At 46.0% G+C, this 20,670-nt stretch carries 17 protein-coding genes; 15 read left to right on the forward strand and 2 right to left on the reverse strand.

Going from position 1 to position 20,670, the window contains the following annotated elements; genetic code table 11:
* Positions 1-128: 128 nt before the first annotated feature.
* Positions 129-542: a TIGR04086 family membrane protein gene (locus tag EKN16_RS03055; RefSeq protein ID WP_221226551.1), complete on the reverse strand. Its 414-nt coding sequence runs from the start codon at positions 540-542 to the stop codon at positions 129-131.
* Positions 543-684: 142 nt separating this feature from the next.
* Between EKN16_RS03055 and EKN16_RS03060 the strand changes: the two genes are divergently transcribed.
* The gene (locus EKN16_RS03060) at positions 685-2,010 is read left to right on the forward strand and encodes an ArsB/NhaD family transporter (RefSeq protein WP_125653652.1); all 1,326 of its coding nucleotides are present in this window, start codon (positions 685-687) and stop codon (positions 2,008-2,010) included.
* 233 nt (positions 2,011-2,243) lie between these two features.
* A complete protein-coding gene (locus EKN16_RS03065; protein ID WP_408636399.1) occupies positions 2,244-2,945 on the forward strand; it encodes a YetF domain-containing protein in 702 nt (233 codons plus the stop codon).
* A 71-nt stretch (positions 2,946-3,016) separates the two neighbouring features.
* Here the strand turns inward: EKN16_RS03065 and spoVB are convergent, their stop codons facing one another.
* Positions 3,017-4,600: a stage V sporulation protein B gene (gene spoVB, locus EKN16_RS03070; RefSeq protein ID WP_125665798.1), complete on the reverse strand. Its 1,584-nt coding sequence runs from the start codon at positions 4,598-4,600 to the stop codon at positions 3,017-3,019.
* Positions 4,601-4,808: 208 nt separating this feature from the next.
* Between spoVB and EKN16_RS03075 the strand changes: the two genes are divergently transcribed.
* The 13 genes from EKN16_RS03075 to EKN16_RS03130 all read left to right on the forward strand — a co-directional run bounded on the left by EKN16_RS03075 (position 4,809) and on the right by EKN16_RS03130 (position 20,566).
* Entirely contained in the window at positions 4,809-5,090 is a 282-nt protein-coding gene (locus EKN16_RS03075; protein WP_232016180.1) for a post-transcriptional regulator, read from the forward strand.
* Positions 5,091-5,179: 89 nt separating this feature from the next.
* Positions 5,180-6,457 carry a protein translocase subunit SecD gene (gene secD / locus EKN16_RS03080; RefSeq protein ID WP_125653653.1) on the forward strand — a complete coding sequence of 426 codons (1,278 nt, stop codon included), beginning with the start codon at positions 5,180-5,182 and terminating at the stop codon, positions 6,455-6,457.
* Positions 6,447-7,379 carry a protein translocase subunit SecF gene (gene secF / locus EKN16_RS03085; protein WP_125653654.1) on the forward strand — a complete coding sequence of 311 codons (933 nt, stop codon included), beginning with the start codon at positions 6,447-6,449 and terminating at the stop codon, positions 7,377-7,379. The genes secD and secF overlap by 11 nt, the downstream gene beginning before the upstream one ends.
* A gap of 41 nt (positions 7,380-7,420) precedes the next feature.
* Positions 7,421-8,332, forward strand: coding sequence for a cation diffusion facilitator family transporter (locus EKN16_RS03090; RefSeq protein ID WP_125653655.1), 912 nt, complete (start codon positions 7,421-7,423; stop codon positions 8,330-8,332).
* Positions 8,333-8,483: 151 nt separating this feature from the next.
* Positions 8,484-10,931, forward strand: a complete 2,448-nt coding sequence (gene recJ / locus EKN16_RS03095; protein WP_125653656.1) for a single-stranded-DNA-specific exonuclease RecJ — start codon at positions 8,484-8,486, stop codon at positions 10,929-10,931.
* Positions 10,932-10,974: 43 nt separating this feature from the next.
* Positions 10,975-11,487 (forward strand): adenine phosphoribosyltransferase, encoded by a 513-nt coding sequence (locus EKN16_RS03100; RefSeq protein ID WP_125653657.1) that lies wholly within the window; start codon positions 10,975-10,977, stop codon positions 11,485-11,487.
* A 383-nt stretch (positions 11,488-11,870) separates the two neighbouring features.
* Positions 11,871-14,054 (forward strand): RelA/SpoT family protein, encoded by a 2,184-nt coding sequence (locus tag EKN16_RS03105; protein WP_125653658.1) that lies wholly within the window; start codon positions 11,871-11,873, stop codon positions 14,052-14,054.
* Between the two features lie 28 nt (positions 14,055-14,082).
* Complete coding sequence (gene dtd / locus EKN16_RS03110; RefSeq protein WP_125653659.1) at positions 14,083-14,526, forward strand: D-aminoacyl-tRNA deacylase; 444 nt, start codon at positions 14,083-14,085, stop codon at positions 14,524-14,526.
* 196 nt (positions 14,527-14,722) lie between these two features.
* Positions 14,723-14,899, forward strand: a complete 177-nt coding sequence (locus EKN16_RS32030) for a hypothetical protein (protein WP_164522653.1) — start codon at positions 14,723-14,725, stop codon at positions 14,897-14,899.
* A gap of 1,066 nt (positions 14,900-15,965) precedes the next feature.
* Positions 15,966-17,210: a histidine--tRNA ligase gene (hisS, locus tag EKN16_RS03115; RefSeq protein ID WP_125653660.1), complete on the forward strand. Its 1,245-nt coding sequence runs from the start codon at positions 15,966-15,968 to the stop codon at positions 17,208-17,210.
* A 91-nt stretch (positions 17,211-17,301) separates the two neighbouring features.
* A complete protein-coding gene (gene aspS / locus EKN16_RS03120) occupies positions 17,302-19,119 on the forward strand; it encodes an aspartate--tRNA ligase (RefSeq protein WP_125665802.1) in 1,818 nt (605 codons plus the stop codon).
* Positions 19,120-19,154: 35 nt separating this feature from the next.
* Entirely contained in the window at positions 19,155-19,910 is a 756-nt protein-coding gene (locus EKN16_RS03125; protein WP_125653661.1) for a tRNA threonylcarbamoyladenosine dehydratase, read from the forward strand.
* Positions 19,907-20,566, forward strand: a complete 660-nt coding sequence (locus EKN16_RS03130; RefSeq protein ID WP_125653662.1) for a YdeI/OmpD-associated family protein — start codon at positions 19,907-19,909, stop codon at positions 20,564-20,566. The genes EKN16_RS03125 and EKN16_RS03130 overlap by 4 nt, the downstream gene beginning before the upstream one ends.
* Positions 20,567-20,670 lie beyond the last annotated feature (104 nt).

Genomic DNA, 20,670 nt, shown 5'->3' on the forward strand with positions numbered 1-20,670 from the left:
GCATAACAAAACGGCTTCCAATTGCTTAAGAAGCACATTTTGCATCCGAATTATTCGGCTCGACTTAGTATAGCACACTATAGAGGGGGGATTACAAATCCAATCCTGTTCACAAACGGTATTCGTTGTCAGGAGCGCTTCGCATTTACCCCCACAATTCCACCAAAAGCACCAGCTAATAAAGTCTCCCCTAGCATAGCTAGCGTTCTTCCGCTTATGCCTGTATTAGAAGCCAAAAAACTGACAAGCAGGACGAGCAAGCCGTATACAACGCCCAATAAGCCACCATAATACCAGCCCTTTGTCCCAGAACGTTTCCCAGCAATATAGCCGCCTGCCAAGGCTGACAAGCCGTGTACGAGCATACTGTAGAGCGGCAGCTCACTCTCTTGCATGCTGCCAAAGCGAAGCAGTGCGGAGAGCAGCAGCGCACCTACTGCCAGCCATATTGCTGCATATAGAATTCCGGATAGCATAGGTGTCGTCACTTGAACTTTTGCAGGAACATTTTTGGTGGAATTGATTGCATTTACCTGTTTCATTCCCATCATCCTTCCGACCTATTTCTGAGCGGGTACTTCTATATAGAACATATGGTCAAGCCTCTGAAAATAGTACAAGATAGACGAGCGAATATGTGTTCCTGTATAATGTTGGAGAATGCGAACAGAGAGGATGTGCTTCATGGAGCATGAAGTAGCCGGCAATCCGGCTTTTTGGCAGGTTGTATCGGCGGTTATCATTTTTCTACTTACTTATGCCATCATCATAACGGAAAAAATGAATCGAGCTGTGATAGCGATTTTTGGTGCAGTCATTATGCTGTTGCTTGGTATCGTGGACTTGCAGGTCGCTTTTTCAGCCTATATTGAATGGAGTACGATTTTTCTACTCATTGGAATGATGATGCTGGTGGGGATTGCAAACAAAACAGGTGTTTTTGAATACATTGCGATCAAAGCTTCTCAGCAAGCAAAAGGAGAACCGCTGCGGATCCTTATCATTCTCACGTTATTGACGGCCGTCGGGTCTGCACTTCTGGATAATGTGACCACGGTGCTGTTGGTCGTGCCCATTACCCTTTCGATTACGAGAATTTTAAAAATCTCGCCTGTTCCCTATTTAATATCTGAAATTCTGGCTTCTAATATCGGTGGTACTGCAACGTTAATTGGGGATCCTCCTAATATTATGATTGGGTCAGCTAATCCACATTTAACGTTCAATGCGTTTCTAATTCATCTCGCTCCTATAGCCATCATTATTATGGTGGTAACGATGGCGATATTGGTATGGATCTATCGGCGTAAGCTGACCGTTACTGAAGCGGCTAAAAAAGAATTACGATCCTTATCAGCAAAAGAAAGCATTCGCGATCCTAAGCTAATGCGCAAGTCGGTCGTGGTCATGCTGCTAACAGTAATTGGTTTTGTTCTGCATTCTACCCTTCATGTCGAGGCAGCTGTCATTGCTATTGCTGGAGCAACATTGCTCATGCTGGTTGGAGTGAGTAAGCATGCTGTTGAACAAGTATTTGATTTGGTGGAATGGGAGATGATCTTCTTCTTTATTGGTCTTTTCATTTTGGTTGGCGGATTAATTGAGGCGGGTGTTATTGGGAAATTGGCCTCCATGACCTTGGAGATAACATCGGGTGACTTGACCTACACTTCGATGCTCATCTTATGGGTGTCTGGCATCGCATCAGCCACAATTGATAATATCCCGTTTGTAGCAACCATGATTCCACTTATACAGAATTTAGGGGTAGAGATGAACTTGGGAAGTCCAGAGGCGTTGAATCCGCTTTGGTGGTCTTTAGCGCTCGGGGCTTGCTTAGGAGGCAACGGTACGCTAATCGGCGCATCTGCTAACGTAATCGTGGCAGGCCTTGCTTCGCGTGAAGGGAAGGGCTTTAGCTATATGGAGTTTCTCAAAGTTGGGGCTCCGCTTACGATATTATCGCTTGTTATTTCAACAGGTTATTTATATTATTTTCTGCTCCCATAATTTCGAAATCGACTCCCCGTATGATGGGAAGGCCCAAAGGTGACAATACTTCCATGATCGGTTATTCGTTTTATTTACAACAATGGCCGACACACGATAAAACCATGGGTCAATGCTTGCGAAGTGCACCCAAGCATTTCGTGAAACATGAACATCCTAGGAGGGCGGTCCCATTGGAAATATGGAGTCTGTTGATCCGTACGGTTTTCATCTATTTTATCGTGTTTTTAATTATGCGATTTATGGGGAAGAGGGAAATTGGGAAGCTTTCGGTGCTGGATCTTGTCATTTCCGTCATGATTGCTGAGATTGCAGTGATCGTCATCGAGGATACGAAGCGGCCTTTGATGGACGGGCTGCTTCCGATGATCCTATTAATGGGGATTCAAATCGGATTGGCTTTTCTGACCTTAAAGAACCGTAAGCTGCGACTTTGGTTTGATGGGAAACCAACGGTTATTATCGAACGTGGAAAGATAAATCGTGATGCGATGAACAAGCAGCGCTACAATCTGGATGATCTCATGGTCCAGCTGAGAGAGAATCAAGTCTCTACTGTTGCTGACGTTGAATTTGCTTTTCTCGAGACAACAGGAAAACTTTCGGTTATTCAGAAGGAAAAACCGCAAAGCTCCTCCAGTCAGCAGCAAAGCTCAGCAACATCAGCTTCTGGTAATGGCAGTCAACAGCCGCCAAGCATTACGAAGCTTGCAAAGCCCTTTCCCAAAAACTTCAGATTCGAATCTTTACCCGTACCGCTCATCATGGATGGTAAAGTTGTTTCCGATAATTTGGAAAGTCTAGGCAAAGATCGATTTTGGTTGAACAATCAGCTTCGGCAGAAAGGGATCACAGACCTTAAACAGGTGTTCCTGTGCACCTTGGATCATAAAGGGAAGCTCTTTATTGATTCGCGGCGTACTCCAAGACAATAATAATGGATCGAAAGAGGAGCAAAGCATGAGTCCTATGTGCTGCTCCTCTTTTTGTCATATTTTTCGTGCAGTTAACGAAACCATCGACCAAACCCAGGTAAACGTGCAATGTCATAACGGTCAATAATTCGCATGTAGATCATGAGAATGAGGTAAACCACGAGACCCGCGATGCAAGCTATGGACAAATTTTGCCACAAGGCAGTTAATGCCTGCTGATTCATTACCCAAAGCGATGAAGCGCCCATGATGAACATTGCTGCTCCAACCTTAATGAAATCAAGGAATTGCATGCGAAAACCAACGAATCGCACGACGCTGATCCAGTGCAGCACGGTAACGAGAACAATATTAATATTGATCGCAATTAACGCACCATAGATGCCAAATGAAGGATCTGAGGCTAATTTTACAATGAGAACTAATTTAACGACTGCGCCGATGAAGGTATTCATCAAAGCTGTTCCTGGCTTGTCTAACGCTTGTAGAGCGGCCTGAAGGGGAGCTTGCAAATAGATAAACAAGCCGATTGGCGCCATTAATCTGAGCATGGGAGCGATCTCAGTGTGATTATAAAGGATGCGGCAGATTGGTTCAGCGAATAAGGTCATCACGACGACAAAAGGAGCTCCAGTCACAAGGGCAAGCCGCATCGATTGATGGAGTCGTTTATGGATCGTTGCACGGTCCCCCTTTGCAGCCGCTTCAGAGAGGGAGGGTACTAGTGAAACAGCCAATGAGTAAGTCAGAGCTGTAGGAAGCAAGAGAACCGGAATGATCATGCCTTGGAGTGCTCCATATTGTGCTGTGGCAATGCTTGTAGCTATTCCTGCTTTTGCCAAAGCTCGAGCCGTTAGAATAGATTCGAAGAGATAGGACAACGAACCGATCATTCGGCTTACAGTAACGGGAATGGAAAGATTAACAAGCTTGCGTAGTGCCGGCTGTGGAGGGCCTAACAGTAAGGAGGTAACTCCAAAATCTTCATTTTCTGTTGGGAGCTGCTTAGCGTTCGTTGCATGACGGCGGTCTTTTGCATACTGCCAGAGCAAGATAGCGATTCCGGCAATTTCTCCAATGACGACACCTATCATCGCTCCAGCAGCAGCCCAAGCTAAGCCGTAAGGCAATAACCAAATCGCGAATAATAAAGTGAATATGATGCGGAATATGGTCTCTATGGTTTGCGATAAAGCGGTTGGGAGCATATTTTGCTTACCTTGAAAATAGCCGCGATAAACGGAAGATATACCCACGATGAGAAGCAAAGGACTCATAACCAAAAAGGTTTGATACACACGTTTATCGGTCATAAGATGATTAATGATCCAAGGGGTGAAGAGAAGGAAAAGTGCTGTGAGAACAATGGATAAACCGACTGTAAGACCCATCGCAGTGCGGAAAATTTGCTTAACCCGCCCATGATCACCCTTGGATTCTGCTTCTGCAATCCATTTTGCTACGGCAAGAGGAATGCCGCCTGTGATGACGGTGAGCATAACAATGAGAAAAGGATAGCCTAACTGATAAATGCCGACGCCCTCTGCACCGATAATACGGGGCAGTGCGATACGAGGGATGAATGCAAGTATGCGATTGATGATTCCTGCTGTAAGCAGGATAAGCGCCCCTTTAATAAACGATTGCTTCGTCACGGTCGTTCCCACTTTCTTGGACACTCGAACATGAGTGTGTCATTCGTAGAGCCGCATTAACATGTCCTATCTTCATACTTATGCGCGGCATGTCCATTTCCATGCAGTCATTTTTTTGTAAGGAATTCGGGATGGGGGCAGGAATCAAGGTGCATGATATCGAATGACTACTAGTGCAGAGGCTTCGCAAGAGAAGGAGGACAGGCCGATGACAAACGAGGATCATCCGGATTTAGAGCCAGCAAGGCAAATGACCGAGTATGAGTGGACAGCAACCATTGAGTCGTTATGCAATAGTAAGGCGGAGGAATTCAGAATGATTGGTTATGAGCATGTGTCAGGAAATGACGTCTGGCAGTGTGTGAATGATAAATACGTAAAGACGGGTCAACCTGCGATGCATCAAGTCGTGAATGATATATTGTCGTTAAAAGTCGTGAAATTCATGAATTTTATGACATTAAGCGCCTATAAAGGTACCCATTTTTAAAAGATGGGTTCTTTTTTTTTGACTGGATTTTCTGTCATCGCTATAATAGGAATATTGATAAGCGAACTTAAGGGGGAACTAAGAGTATTATGAATCGTCTGTTAGCATTCGTGCTCATCGTCGTCATTTCCATTGGCGTCGTCGGAGCAACAAGCCCAAGCCTCGTCAACAAGGTTAAGTTAGGCCTTGATTTGAAGGGTGGATTCGAGATTTTGTATGAAGCACAGCCCATTGAAAAGGGCGGGAAAGTAACGAAAGATTCGCTTATTGAAACAGCAAAAAGCTTAGAGTCACGTGCAAATGCAACTGGTGTGGCTGAACCAGACGTAACAACAGAAGGCAGCAATCGTATTCGTGTTAAGATTGCTGGTATTACAGATGAGGCCAAGGTACGAGATATTCTTAAGAAGCCAGCGGAGCTGACCTTCCGTAGTACTCGTGGATGTGTGGCGAGCAAGGACCCGGCAAATCCGAACTATTGTAAAGTCGAGCTTCTAGGCAATGATTTTAAGCAAAACGGCGCTTCTGTCCAACAAACGAATCTCAATGCTTATGAGATTTCGATTAAGATGAAGGATGGTAAAAAGTTTGCTGAAATTACACGTGAAATTGCTAAGCTAAGCCCAACTAATCAGCTTGCTATTTATCTGGATGATAAACAGCTATCTGCACCTAACGTATCCCAAGAAATCAACAGCACAGATGCTGTTATAACAGGTAACTATACGCGTCAAGAAGCAACGGATATTAAAAATACGATCAACCTAGGTTCTCTGCCGCTTAAGCTGACGGAGAAATATACACAAAGCGTTGGCGCTACACTTGGTAAGCTTTCCTTGCAAGAAACGCTGTTCGCTGGTGGACTTGGAACGGTACTTATTCTCGTGTTCATGATGCTGTTCTATCGCTTGCCGGGTACGATTGCGAGCTTCTCGATTATCGTCTACATCTGGCTGCTGCTGCTTGGATTTAATCTCATCCATGCTACATTGACGCTTCCAGGTATTGCGGCATTCATTCTTGGAGTCGGGATAGCCGTTGATGCGAATATCATTATGGCAGAGCGGATCAAAGAGGAATTGCGCAGTGGCAAGAGTCTTCTATCCTCTCAGAAAGCGGGATCGAGACATTCCTTCCGGACGATTATCGATTCTCACGTAACGACGCTTATCGCCGGTCTTGTTCTATTTTTCATCGGTGTAGGCTCAGTAAAAGGCTTTGCTGTTATTCTAATACTTAGTATTATCATCAGTATAATAACGAACGTTTTCTTCTCGCGCTTGCTCCTTTCCTTACTCATTCGAAGCAATGTAGTGAAAAAGAAATCCTACTTCGGAGTTAAGGAGAGTGAGATTCGTGCGCTTTAGTACAGCAAATACAGAAAATCCAAACAAATTTAACTTTGTTAAGAAAGCTCGTTACTTTTTCATTTTCTCCATCATTATCACCGTCTTGGGTATATTGACACTCGGTATATTCGGTCTTAATTATGGTGTAGACTTCCGTGCTGGCTCCAGTGTGGATATTGCCGTAAAGAAGGATTTGACGGGGCAGAAGACAGAAATTGAGAAGTTTTTGGTTGACAATGACTTTGGCAAGCCAGGCCTAACTGTTGGAGCCTCCAGGGTTACGTTAAGGTTTGACGAAGTGCTGAATCCCACCAAAGAAAAAGCGTTGAAGCAGGGCTTTGCTGCTAAATTCGATAAGGATGCTTCTGCAGAAGTCAACACAGTCGATGTGGAGATCGCAAAAGAATTGCAATGGAATGCGCTCAAAGCTATTCTTGTTGCAAGCATCGGTATTGTTATTTATGTCAGTATCCGCTTCGAATGGCGCTTTGCGGTTGCAGCGATTGTTGCCTTGCTGCATGATGCGTTTATCGTAATTAGCTTGTTCTCGATATTCCGCTTGGAGGTTAACCTGCCGTTTATCGTTGCGGTTCTAACCATCATCGGTTATTCCATTAATGATACGATCGTTATTTTCGACCGAGTGCGTGAGAACATGCGTTTTGCAAAAATCAAGTCTAAACTTGATATCGCTCGTGTCGTTAATGAAAGTATCTGGCAGACACTTACCCGTTCGGTGAATACAGTTATGACCGTTGTGGTTGCAGCGCTTTGTCTCTTGATATTCGGAAGCGAAGCGATCAAATTGTTCTCCTTGGCTATTCTTTTTGGCCTAATCAGCGGTGCTTATTCTTCGATCTTCATTGCAAGCCCGCTTTGGCTGGTGCTTAAGAATAAACAAAAACCAAAGACAGCAGTTAAATCGTCTACTGTGATATAGTGCATCAAGTGAACCCTAGCAAAAAATTGTAGGAGGCGTCCATGACAGCGAACCAACGTTACGCGAAAGCGGAGTCCGCAGCGTGGACCGGACTCATCGGCAATGCCTGTATTGCAGCTGTAAAGGGCGGAATCGGGGTTCAAACCGGCAGTAAAACGCTGCTTACGGATGCCTGTCGATCAGCCTCGGCTGCAGCTGCATCATTCGTCTCCTTAACAGGTGTACGTAGATCTCGGCAGCTAGGAGCTCCTGATGCTCCAGTGCCGGCACTGCGTGGCCGTATGGAGGCTGCAACTGGAGTGGTGGCCTCACTATTTCTAATGATTGTTGGATTAGAGATCGGTATTTCAGCTATCAAGTCAATTGCCGATGGTGTGGATGAAGGACCAAGCTGGACAGCCGCTGTTGTCGTCGTGCTTGCAGTGGCCATAAAGGAGCTGCTGTTTCCGGTGAAGGAACGGCGGTCGGACTTATACGCTTCATTAGCTGCTATTGTAGGAACTGGGGGAGCCGCGCTAGGTGACCCGCTCGATTTGCCTATACTCTACTATTTTGATCCTGCTGCTTCGCTTATTATTGTTGTCTTTGTGTTCACAAGCGGATATCGCATCGCCTCGGCTTCCGTAATGAGAAGCCAATTCTGTGAAGTTGAACCGGCTGATAGGAGTGAAATAACGGCTGCGGTACAGCGTTTGGAGGGTGTCATTGCTATTGAAGAGCTACGTGCTCGTGAGCATGGACATTACGTCGTTGTAGAAGTTGTCATTAGTGTTAATCCAAGAATATCAGTTCTGGAAGGCAATGAAATCGCGAAGAGGGTCAACTACTTTGTAATGAAACGGTTTAGTCATATTACCGAGGTTACAGTGCATGTTGAGCCGTACGACCCTGGTTTTCCCTACAAATCCAATCATGATCTCAGTCAAGACCAGATGCCGACGTTGCTGCAATAGCAGCAGCGTCTTTTTTAAAAAATAAGAAAGTATAAGTTTTCTCCATACTTTGCTTATTTTTCAGAGGGAAGAAACTTGCTTCGCCGCCAAGGACGGCGTTAGCCGTTTCTTCTTGTGTATTACACGCTAAATCGTATAGGAGGTGGCCGTCTTGATCCGTTCTAAAACACGCTGGACGGTGGCTTCATTGGATGCAGAAGGAGAGGCGAATGCTGCTTCTTTGGCAAGCGCATTGTCACTTTCACCACTTGTGGCTAAGCTGCTAGTTCAGCGAGGCTTTGATCATGTGGAAGCAGCTGCCCGTTTTCTCAGCGGCGGTTTGGAATGCTTGCATGATCCTTTTTTGTTGAAAGGAATGTCTGAAGCCGTAGACCGCATCCGCTTAGCTATAGATCGTGGGGAGCGCGTGCGGATATATGGTGATTACGATGCAGATGGTGTGTCCTCCACGACATTAATGACTTACCTGTTCCAACGTCTAGAGATGTCATTTGACTCTTATATTCCACATCGTACCTTGGAAGGCTACGGACTCAATAACAAAGCGATTGAACTTGCATCCGAGCTTGGTGTTACGCTAATCGTTACTGTAGATACAGGCATTAGTGCGGTTGAGCAGGTAGCTTACGCGGCTAGTCTCGGGATTGATGTCATAGTGACTGATCATCATGAACCGCCCCATGATCTTCCAGCCGCCTTAGCTATCGTTAATCCGAAGCAAGAAGATTGTCCTTATCCATTTAAAGGATTGGCAGGAGTCGGTGTTGCATTCAAGCTGGCACAAGCTCTGTTGGGTGAACCGCCAATCGAGTGGACTGATGTCGTGGCCCTTGGTACGATTGCTGATCTTATGCCGCTTCTTGATGAGAATCGCGTTCTTGTAAGACTTGGACTTGAGCAGCTTCGGAATAGTGAGAAGCCTGGCTTCCAAGCTTTAGCTGAGATCGCTGGTGTTGAATTATCCACGATTACAGCAACCGATGTCGCTTTTGGTATGGCACCGCGAATTAATGCAGCAGGCCGTCTGCGGCATGCTGGACAGGCGGTACACTTATTAACGGCGAATGATAGAGAAACAGCGGGAGCTGCAGCATTGATTTTAGATCAGCTGAATAAGGAAAGACAGCTCCTTGTGGAGACGATTGTCAATGAAGCACAGGCACAGTGGCTGGAGAAGTGTGAGCGGGCTGCAAAGAATGGCCGTCCTGAGCCATCTGTTATTGTCTTGGCGGCAGATAGCTGGAACCCTGGCGTTGTCGGAATCGTCGCTTCTAAATTTGTTGAGAAACAATACAAGCCGACTCTTGTTCTTGGTATTCATCCAGACAGTGGCATGTGTAAGGGCTCTGCTCGTTCCATTGCTGGCTTTGACTTACATGCGGCTCTTACGGAATGTGAGGAGCTTCTTGACCACTACGGCGGTCATCAGGCAGCGGCAGGCATGAGCTTGCACAGAGATAAGCTGGACCTTTTTGAAGAAAGATTGAGCAAGCTTGCTGATGAATGGCTGCAAGAAGAGGATTGGATAGCGAAGACCTCAATCGATCTCGCCTGTAAGCTGGAAGACGCCACATTGAACGTAAGGGAGCAGTTGGCTCTGCTGGAGCCATTTGGTATGGGGAATGCAGCGCCGAAGCTGCTGCTGCAAGGTGCGGTTGTGGCTGATCAAAGGACGATGGGGAAAGAAAATAAACATCTGAAGCTTTCATTAAGTGAAGATGGCAGACTTCTCGATGCAGTTGGATTTGGTTTAGGAATGCTATCTGATCGGATATCGGGCGGAGCGGCAATTGAGTTGGTTGGAGAGCTTACTATTAATGAATGGAATGGCCAGCGTAAGGCGCAGTTTCTCATGCAGGACATCCGAGTTGCTCATGTGCAGTTATTTGATCATCGTTATGGGGCCGGTTCCGATTATATCGCTTCTCTTCATAAGCTGATTCAAAATGCAAAACTGACCGTAGGAACCGTACTTGTTCCATTAGCGGTATTGCAGGAAGCCTTATCGTTCCAACAAGAATTCTCATTGCCAGAACAGCTGAGGATTTGCACCTATGAGACATTTATCGGTGAACCTTCAAATTGTCCCAATTTAATTCTATTTGGCAGGCCCCCAAGCGCTTCAGTTCTTATTGAAGCCATTCATGCGGCTGTAGAACTTGAAGTCGTCTATGTCCTTTATGAGGATCAGAGGATAACAACAGATGCAGGTCGTCGATCTGGCGCTCCAGCACGTCCCAAGAAAGGGAAGGAGCAGCCTGTGGTATTAACCGAGGAGCCCTCTTTTCCTACCCGCGAGAAGTTCGGTCAGCTTTACCAGACGCTGCGCCGTGTATGTCCGATTGCAGTGGATGGACATAAGGAACGCTTAGCGACCATGATGGCTTGGCCAATAGAGCAAATTTCATTCATACTAGGTGTATTCCACGAGTTGGAGCTTGTTATTACACAGGAAAATCAGCTACAATTGGTGCTGGCTCCAGTTAAAAGAGAGCTGTCAGATTCGGTGTTATATCGAGAAGAGCAGCGACTTTCGGAATCAGAGAAAATGTTGTTTGCAGAAACGAAAGAGCTGTCTGCTTGGATAGCGCGGCTATAATTAGTTATTATTAACTTATTACCACTTAAGGAGTGCTTACACAATGAATTATAAAGACTATATTAGGGTCATCCCTGATTATCCTAAACCAGGTATCCGGTTCAAGGATATTACAACACTCATCAATAATGGGCCTGTCTATGCTGCTGCAATAGAAGCGATTAAGCAAGCTGTATCCGATAAACAGATTGATCTCATTGCAGGGCCGGAAGCGCGTGGCTTTATCGTAGGCGCACCGCTTGCTGTCTCGCTTGGTTTAGGGTTTGTACCGGTCCGTAAGAGCGGAAAACTTCCTGGCGAGGTTGTCGAAGCGAGCTATGATCTTGAATACGGCAATGATAAGCTAGCCATACACAAAGATGCCATAAAACCAGGTCAACGTATTCTTATTGCCGATGATTTGCTTGCTACAGGTGGCACGATTGCAACGACGATCAACTTGATTCGCCAACTCGGTGGCGAAGTAATTGGTGCTGCATTTTTGATTGAGCTTGGCTATCTGGAAGGCCGCGAGAAATTGGATGGGATCGATGTTTTCTCGCTTGTTACTTATTAATTAGTCCTATCTACAACGCCGAACGGAGGCTATAACCTCTGGTCGGCGTTTTTGTTTCGACTAGTAGTGCCTGCATTGAATGAACTTTTACGAAATTCTGTTGTAAGGCAGCATAAATAGTCAACATCTTGTAAGAACTTTCATGGTTAGGCTTCCTTCGACTTACACGGTCATCGAACCCTGTCTAAGTACCTATCATACTTCTGCAGCTTCGGGTTGACGGAAAGCATTCAAAACAGGCATAATAGTATGAAAACGACGAGATTAAACATGCGGCCGCATCCAGCGGTTGTTTTTTTGTTATAGGTCCATATTTGTAGACGTACGAAGTTGGAAAGTGAAACGCGCGTGCGATGCGCCTTTCGGGAAAGGGACATTCATTCATGGGCATAGAGCATTTACTCGATAAAGCATCAACTTACATGAAGGAACAAGACTTGAAGCGGATTAGTGAAGCCTACGAATTTGCCGAACAAGCTCATCACGGGCAAGTGCGTAAATCGGGCGAGCCCTATATCCTTCACCCTGTAGCCGTAGCCGAAATACTCGTTAACATGCAGATGGATGTGTTGTCGATTATTGCCGCGCTTCTACATGATGTAGTTGAAGATACGACTGTCCCGCTCGAAGAGGTGCGGTCCCGGTTTGGGGAAGCTTGCGCGGCGGTGGTAGATGGGTTGACGAAGCTGGAGAAGATTCAGTTCCGCTCCAAAGAAGAGCAGCAGAACGAGAATTATCGAAAAATGTTTGTCGCAATGGCGCAGGACATTCGAGTAATTCTTATTAAGCTTGCTGATCGTCTACACAATATGCGTACGCTGAAGTATCAATCTGAGGAAGCTCAACGCCGTATTGCTTATGAAACGCTCGAGATATTTTGTCCAATTGCGCATAGACTCGGGATTTCCGCGATCAAATGGGAAATGGAAGATATCGCACTGCGCTATTTAAATCCACAGCAATATTACCGAATCGCCAACCTGATGAAGAAGAAGCGGGCGGAGCGTGAACAATATATTACGGATGTTATCAACCGTATTATTGAAAAGCTGGAGGAAATGAACATTGAGGGCGATATCTCCGGCAGACCCAAGCATATATACAGTATTTACAAGAAAATGACAGCTCGAAGCAAGCAGTTTAATGAAATCTATGATCTGCTTGCGATTCGGATTATCGTGGATAATATTAAGGACTGTTATGCAACGTTAGGTATCATTCATACGCTTTGGAAGCCGATGCCTGGAAGGTTTAAAGATTACATCGCCATGCCAAAAGCGAATATGTATCAATCCTTGCATACAACAGTGATCGGACCGACAGGGGAACCAACTGAAGTGCAAATCCGGACATGGGACATGCACAGAACCTCAGAGTTTGGTATCGCAGCACACTGGGCCTACAAAGAAGGCAGCGTAGTTCCAGGTGGGTATTTTGAAGATAAAATGACGCTTTTCCGTGAGATTATTGAACTGCAGGATGAAGCAAGTGATGCCTCGGAGTTTGTGGAATCACTTAAGATGGATTTCTTCTCCGATCTCGTCTTTGTATTTACGCCAAAGGGAGAGGTTTTCGAGCTGCCAGCTGGTTCCGTGCCGCTTGATTTTGCTTATCGGGTTCATACTGAGGTTGGTAATCGGACGATCGGGTCAAAGGTCAACGGACGAATCGTGCCACTGGATTATAAGCTCAAAACAGGTGACATTGTTGAAATCCTAACCTCTAAGCATTCATATGGCCCTAGTCAAGACTGGGTCAAAATTGCACAATCGTCACATGCACGCAGTAAAATCAAGCAATGGTTCAAGAAAGAAAGACGCGAAGAGAATGTAGCTAAAGGCCGCGATCTACTAGAACGTGAGCTGAAACGTCTGGGTTTGGAGCCTTCTGGCTGGTTATCAGATTCGCAGCTGCAGGAAGCGGCGCTTAAGTATAACTTCAATGATATTGAAGATATGCTCTCTGCCATCGGCTTCGGTGGTATAACAGCTGCTCAAATATGTACTAAATTGACTGAGAAAATGCGCAAAGAAGCCGAAGAAGCGAATCAAATCGAGCTTTCTAAAGAAATGAAGGAAGTGAAGTCGGCTCCAACCGTGAGAAAGATGCGTCCGACTCATGGCATTTCTGTTAAGGGTGTAGATAATTTACTCGTTCGATTCGCTCGCTGCTGTAATCCGGTTCCTGGTGATGAGATTATCGGCTATATAACGCGTGGGCGTGGCGTTTCTGTCCATCGATTTTATTGTCAGAACTTGCCTTCAAGTTCAGATGGCGAGGAAGCAGCTCGTGTCATCGAGGTTGAGTGGGAACAATCGGTAGAAGCAAATTATAGTGTCGATATTGAGATTACAGGTCATAATCGCAATGGATTATTGAATGAAGTGCTTCAAGCCGTTTCGGAGAGTAAGACGGCCATCTCAGCTGTATCCGGAAGATCGGACAAGAATAAGCATTCGATGATCCACATGACCATTCTTATTCGTAATATCGAGCATTTACAGGCCGTTGTTGAGAAACTCAAGCGTGTGAAAGACGTCTATACGGTTACGCGTATTATGCAATAATGAGGGTTTGGAAAGGGATTTAGAAGAGATGAGGGTAGTTGTACAACGAAGTAAAGAGGCAGCGGTGACTGTTAATGGCGAGTTGATTGGTTCTATAGATCAAGGTCTCGTACTGCTGGTTGGAATTACGCATGAAGACACCGAGGCTGATGTGCGCTGGATGTCGGATAAAATTGCAGGATTGCGAATTTTTGAGGATGACTCAGGGAAAATGAATAACTCAATCCTTGATGCAGGCGGTGCCATTCTATCCGTCTCCCAGTTTACGTTATATGGAGACTGCCGAAAGGGCAGGAGACCTAACTTTATGGCCGCAGCAAGACCAGAGCAAGCTGAGGTGCTGTACATGCAGTTTAATAAAGCGCTACGCACCGCAGGCTTACAAGTGGCGACTGGACAGTTTGGGGCGATGATGGAAGTATCGCTCATTAACTGGGGACCAGTAACATTAATCCTCGACAGTAAAGGCTAAGTAACGAATAGAGCAGCTAACTTGATTAATTGATTCAAGTGAAGTGCGTTTCGCTGCTTCCGTGTTAGAAATAGACAAGGCGGGCAACACTAGAAACCGTGGAAACATTCACAAGCTCGGGCGACATCTCGGTGAATATTACCCGAAGAATGGCGTCGACAGCTTGTGTAACATCGGTGGAAGGAGCTTGCCTAACATGCATCAATCACGTAAAGAGCAAGGAATAGAGCGGTCATCAAGAAAATTATTAAACCCCGACCGTAGAGAAGCCCAGCTATTCGCCCAGCTCGAGGAGGACATAGAAGCCGCCTCCGAGTTCACAGGCGGTGAATCCTCCCCCCGCAGAGCCCCGCTAGGCGGACGCGGATTCTAAAGGTATCTTGAGAAATAGCAAAGCTTCCTTAAAGCTGCGCGCTATTCAGCAGTCATAGGGACCTCCGTAGGAGCAAGGTTGATCTCTAGGTTCGGCTCTAAGGTTTAAGCTAAGTTTCAAGGTTAAGGTAAGATTGTTGCTCTAATGTCTAATGTCAAATGTCTAATGTCTAATGTCTAAGGTCTAAGGTCTAAGGTCTAAGGTCTAAGGTCTAAGGTAAGGTTTAAGGCAAGGTCTCAAGCTCTTAGCTTTTTTAAGCTTCAAGCTTAAAAAAAGCCATAAACCCTGCAGCGGAGGTTTTGAGCATTCGAACGACTTTTGTGCGCAGCACAACGGGAGTACGAATGCCAAAACCGGAGCCTGAAAACCGGAGCCTGAAAACCGGAGCCTTGTTAGCGCTTCACATCTTGTAATCTAAATGTAACTTATTTTCAATGTTCCTATAACATGCTCGGACTATACTAGAACTCGACCCCCTTTTTTGAATATATAATTGATGGACCTACAACTTGTTTGTAGGTTTTTTTCTGCCCTTTTTACTTATGCAAACGCGAAAGATCAGCTTAGAAGAACCATTCTAATATAAGAACACCGCAGCTTACGAGCCGAACTTCAGCGGACTTTACATCCTAGTTATGCATCCCTTGACAGGTGATTGTAGGATGGATACAATTGAGGGTATATTGTGTCGATCCTAAGATGGGACCGCGTCGTTCTTAAGTACCTAAGCAGAGAGGGATTCCTAGGCTGGAAGAATCCTTAGCGTGCATGAACGAACAGACTTCCCGGAGGACAGATTGTGAATGGTATGCGATGATAATCGCTGCTTAGTAGCTTTTCTGCGTAGTCAGGGCGTTAACCGATAAGCGAAGCAATTACGTGATTAAGCGTGGTTGATTCGAAAATGTGGGTGGTACCACGGTAGCTTCGCACACGCGCAGCTCTCGTCCCTTTTGCCTTGTATAAGGCGGAGGACGGGAGCTTTTTTTGATATTATCTCGCGTTGTCAGGCTTTGCGCTGCATCCTAACCAAAGCTGTAGCATCAAACTTTAAGGAGGGTTTAAGATGGGCTTTCAGAAGCCTCCGGGCACACAGGATTTCCTGCCGGGTGCAGTAGAGAAGTGGCAGTTTGTCGAAAGCAAAGCGCGTGAAATTTGTCGTCGTTTCAATTTTCGAGAAATTCGCACACCACTATTTGAATCGACGGATTTGTACAAACGTGGAGTAGGCGAGACGACAGATATCGTCGAGAAAGAGATGTACACCTTTACTGACCGTGGTAATCGTAGTATTACCCTACGTCCGGAAGGTACAGCAGGAGCGGTACGCGCTTTTGTGGAGAATAAGCTATATGGTGAGCCTGATCTGACGAAGCTGTACTATATCGGTCCTATGTTCCGCTATGAGCGTCAGCAAGCTGGACGTTATCGTCAGTTTCATCAGTTTGGAGTGGAAGCACTCGGCGCTGTTGATTCTGCTTTAGACGCAGAGGTGATTGCTCTTGGCTATACCTTCTACACAGAAGTGGGACTGACCGGTGTTCGTGTCGAGATCAATTCAGTGGGTACTCCAGCCGTTCGTGCAGCCTATCGGGAACGATTGCTTGCTTTCTTAGAGCCGAAGCGGGAATTGCTTTGTAAGGACTGCCAATCCCGGATGGACCGCAATCCTCTGCGAGTGCTTGATTGCAAAGTGGATCAGCATCATTTTGTAGGGGCACCTTCCATTTTGGAAAGCTTGGATGAGGAATGCAGGACGCATTTTGAAGCGCTGCAGTTTCATTTGACCAGCATGAATATTCCTTACACAATTAACCCGAGCTTGGTTCGCGGACTTGATTATTACACGCATACAGCGTTTGAGTTCAAGTCAGAGGGAATCGGCGCCATCGATACGATAGGAGGCGGCGGTCGTTACAATGGTCTCGTGGCCGAGATTGGCGGACCTGATCAACCAGGTGTAGGTCTTGGCCTTGGTCTGGAGCGAACGGTTATGCTGCTGGAAAGTCAAGGCGTTCAACTGAACGATTTGCACCGTCTTGATGTCTATCTGATAGGTCTAGGCGAAGCGGCAGATAAGGAGCTAACTCGTATCCTGCACAGCTTACGATTGCATGGCATCGCCGCTGAACGTGACTATCAAGGGCGGAAGATGAAGGCGCAGATGAAATCGGCCGATCGTCTCCAAGTTCGTTACACCGCTATTCTAGGGGATGATGAGCTGGAACGCGGAGAAATAACACTCAAGAATATGTCTACAGGCGAGCAGCTGCTTGTGCCGATTGACCAGCTTGCTGAACAAATCAAATAAATAAATTAATTAATAAATAAATTAATGAATTAATGAATTAATCAAACATGAATATCCCAATTTACTAATCATAGAGGAGTCGACTTAAATGATGATGTTAAAAACTCATTCTTGTGGAACGCTGACTAAAGCAGAGGTAGGACAAACCGTTACTTTGAACGGCTGGGTACAGCGCCGTCGTGATCTTGGCGGCGTCTTGTTTATTGATCTGCGTGACCGTACAGGTATTATGCAAATTGTCTTTAACCCGGATTTCTCCGGTGACGCGCTTGCGATTGCCGACCGTGCTCGTAATGAATATGTATTAGCAATTCGCGGTGAAGTGGTCGAACGTGATTCAGAGACAGTCAACAAAAACCTTGCGACAGGTGAAATTGAAATACGTGTTACCGAGATCGAAATTATGAATGCTGCAAAAACACCTCCTTTCCCAATCGAAGATGGTGTTGAAGTTGACGAGTCTATCCGTCTTAAATATCGCTATCTGGATCTGCGTCGCCCAGAAATGCAAAAAACGCTGCTGCTTCGTTCAAAAGCAGCGAAAATTTTCCGCGATTTCCTGGATGGCGAAGGATTTATTGATATCGAAACACCAATTCTTACTAAGAGCACACCTGAAGGAGCTCGCGACTACTTGGTTCCAAGCCGTGTTCATCCAGGTGAGTTCTTTGCACTACCGCAGTCACCACAAATTTTCAAACAGCTTCTTATGGTTAGTGGTTTAGAGCGATACTATCAAATTGCTCGTTGTTTCCGCGATGAGGATCTTCGTGCTGACCGTCAGCCAGAGTTCACACAAGTCGACATCGAGACCTCATTCCTTTCACAGGATCAGCTGCTTGAGCTTTTGGAACAGCTTGTTGCCAAACTACTGCGCGAGACGGTTGGGGTAGAGCTCCAATTGCCTTTCCAACGTATTACTTATGCTGATGCTATGAACAAATATGGTTCAGACAAACCAGATTTGCGTTTTGGCATGGAAATGGAAGATATCACGGACATCGTCTCGAGTTGTGATGTAAAAGTATTTGCTTCTGTAGCCGCTAGCGGCGGTGTTGTTAAAGCGCTGAATGCAAAAGGCTGTGCAAGCTGGAGTCGTAAGGAGCTTGATGATCTACAGCCGTTTGCCGCTCGTTATGGCGGTAAAGGTCTGGCATGGGTAACCGTCAAGGAAGGCGAGTGGCGCGGCCCGATCGTGAAGTTCTTCAAGCCTGAAGAAATCGCAGCCTTAACTGACCGTCTTGGCGTTGAAGAGGGTGACCTGCTGCTCTTCTCTGCAGATAAGAAGAAAGTGGTTGCAGATGTTCTTGGTAACCTTCGTCTGAGAATCGGAAAACAGCTGGGCTTGATTGACGAATCCAAATTTAAATTCGAATGGGTCGTAGACTTCCCACTCCTTGGATATGATGAAGAAGCGAAACGTTATGTAGCCGAACATCATCCATTCACACGCCCGAACGAAGCCGATATTCCTCTATTTGACACCGATCCGGGACAAATTAGAGCGCAGGCATATGATCTTGTTCTAAACGGTTATGAAGTTGGCGGCGGATCCATGCGGATTTACCAACGTGATGTTCAAGAACTTATGTTTAAAGCGCTTGGTTTCTCAACAGAGGAAGCGCATGAGAAATTCGGCTTCTTGCTAGATGCATTTGACTATGGAACACCTCCACATGGTGGTTTTGCATTCGGCTTCGACCGACTTGTTATGCTGCTTACTGGACGTACGAACCTTCGTGAAACGATTGCATTCCCGAAAACAGCGAGTGCAACAGATCTACTTTGCGATGCACCGTCCGAGGTTGATATCACGCAGCTTCAACAGCTGCATATCCGCACGCTGCCAAAGGCTGTTAAACAGACAGAAGCTGCAGCAGTCGGCAGTACGCCGCAAGCAAACGAATAGCCATTGTGCATGCTATACATGAGGAGGGAATAACCGTGCTGCATCAATTTTCGCGTACGGAGCTAGCGATTGGCCCCGAGGGGCTTGATATCATGAAGCAAAGCACAGTAGCCGTGCTTGGAATCGGCGGTGTGGGTGGAATCGCGGCAGAAGCGTTAGCTCGTACGGGTATCGGGCGAATTATTTTGATTGATAAGGATATCGTTGACATCACGAATATCAATCGTCAAATTCATGCCTTGACCACAACGGTCGGTCAGCCAAAGGCAGATCTGATGCGGGATCGTATTAAGCTTATTAATCCAGACTGTGATGTCATCTCGCTCCGAATGTTCTACACAGAAGAAACGTATGAGAAGCTCTTCGAGTATCCGCTGGATTACGTTGTCGATGCCTCCGATACGATTGAATATAAGATTCATTTGATCAAACAGTGCTTGGAGCGTAAAATTCCGATTATTTCAAGCATGGGCGCAGCGAATAAGATGGATCCAACAAGATTTCAGGTAGCTGATATATCTAAGACATCGATGGATCCAATTGCGCGCGTCGTGCGGCAGCGGCTCCGTAAAGAAGGAATTAAGAAGGGCGTTAAAGTCGTTTTCTCGACCGAGGAGCCGCAAAAGCCGCGTGAGGATGTTACACAGCGGATCGTGCCTGAGAACGCGCCGGAAATTCGCAAGGCTAAGCAGCCTCCTGCAAGTAACGCGTTCGTTCCTCCGGTCGCAGGACTTATTATGGTGAGTGTGGTCGTTCGCGACCTCCTCATAACGGGAGGACAACCAACATGAATGCAGCATTAGTGAACAAGCTAGGTCTGTCCCTGGATATGAAGGTCTTGGTGCTTGAATCGCCTGATTCCTCTTACCAGGATAGTCTGGGAGTAGATAAGGATAACAGTACCTATCAATCGTCAAATGACGGTACGTATGATTTTGTTCTTTTGTTTGCTCAGGATATTGCTGGGCTTAAGGAACATGCTCCTGAAGCATTAAAGGCTGTTAAGAGGGACGGGCTGCTCTGGATTTGTTATCCCGAGGAATCCTCCAAGATTCGCAGTGATATTAATCGTCAGCGTGGCTGGCGAGTCGTAACCGACGAAGGCTGGGAAGCCGTCTCTTTGATTTCCATTGATGATACGTGGACAGCAAAGCGATTCCGTCCTGAAGGACTTGAAGCCGTTAAGACGACTACAAGATCCAATCGTACCCCAAGCACGGTTAGCCGGGTAATTCCTGCTCAAGAATTAAACGTTCCAGAGCCGCTAATAAAGGCACTTGAGAATGAGCCTGAAGCAGATGCATTCTTCATAGCTTTAGAACCGCTGGATCGCATTGCCTATGTGAACTGGATCAATGAAGCAAAGAATGAAGAAGCGCAAGAAGCACGTATTTCCGAGACTGTGGAGAAATTACTTCTGAAGCTTAAACGCCCATCAGATAAATAAATAAGCTGTAAACCGATCCGTTAAAAGCGATAGCAGGAGAGATGCTGCTATCACTTTTAACGGATTTTTTTGCGGACTTTTGTCCATACGAACAAAAGTTGCCT

Source organism: Paenibacillus baekrokdamisoli, from assembly GCF_003945345.1.
Classification (GTDB): Bacteria; Bacillota; Bacilli; order Paenibacillales; family Paenibacillaceae; genus Paenibacillus_Z; species Paenibacillus_Z baekrokdamisoli.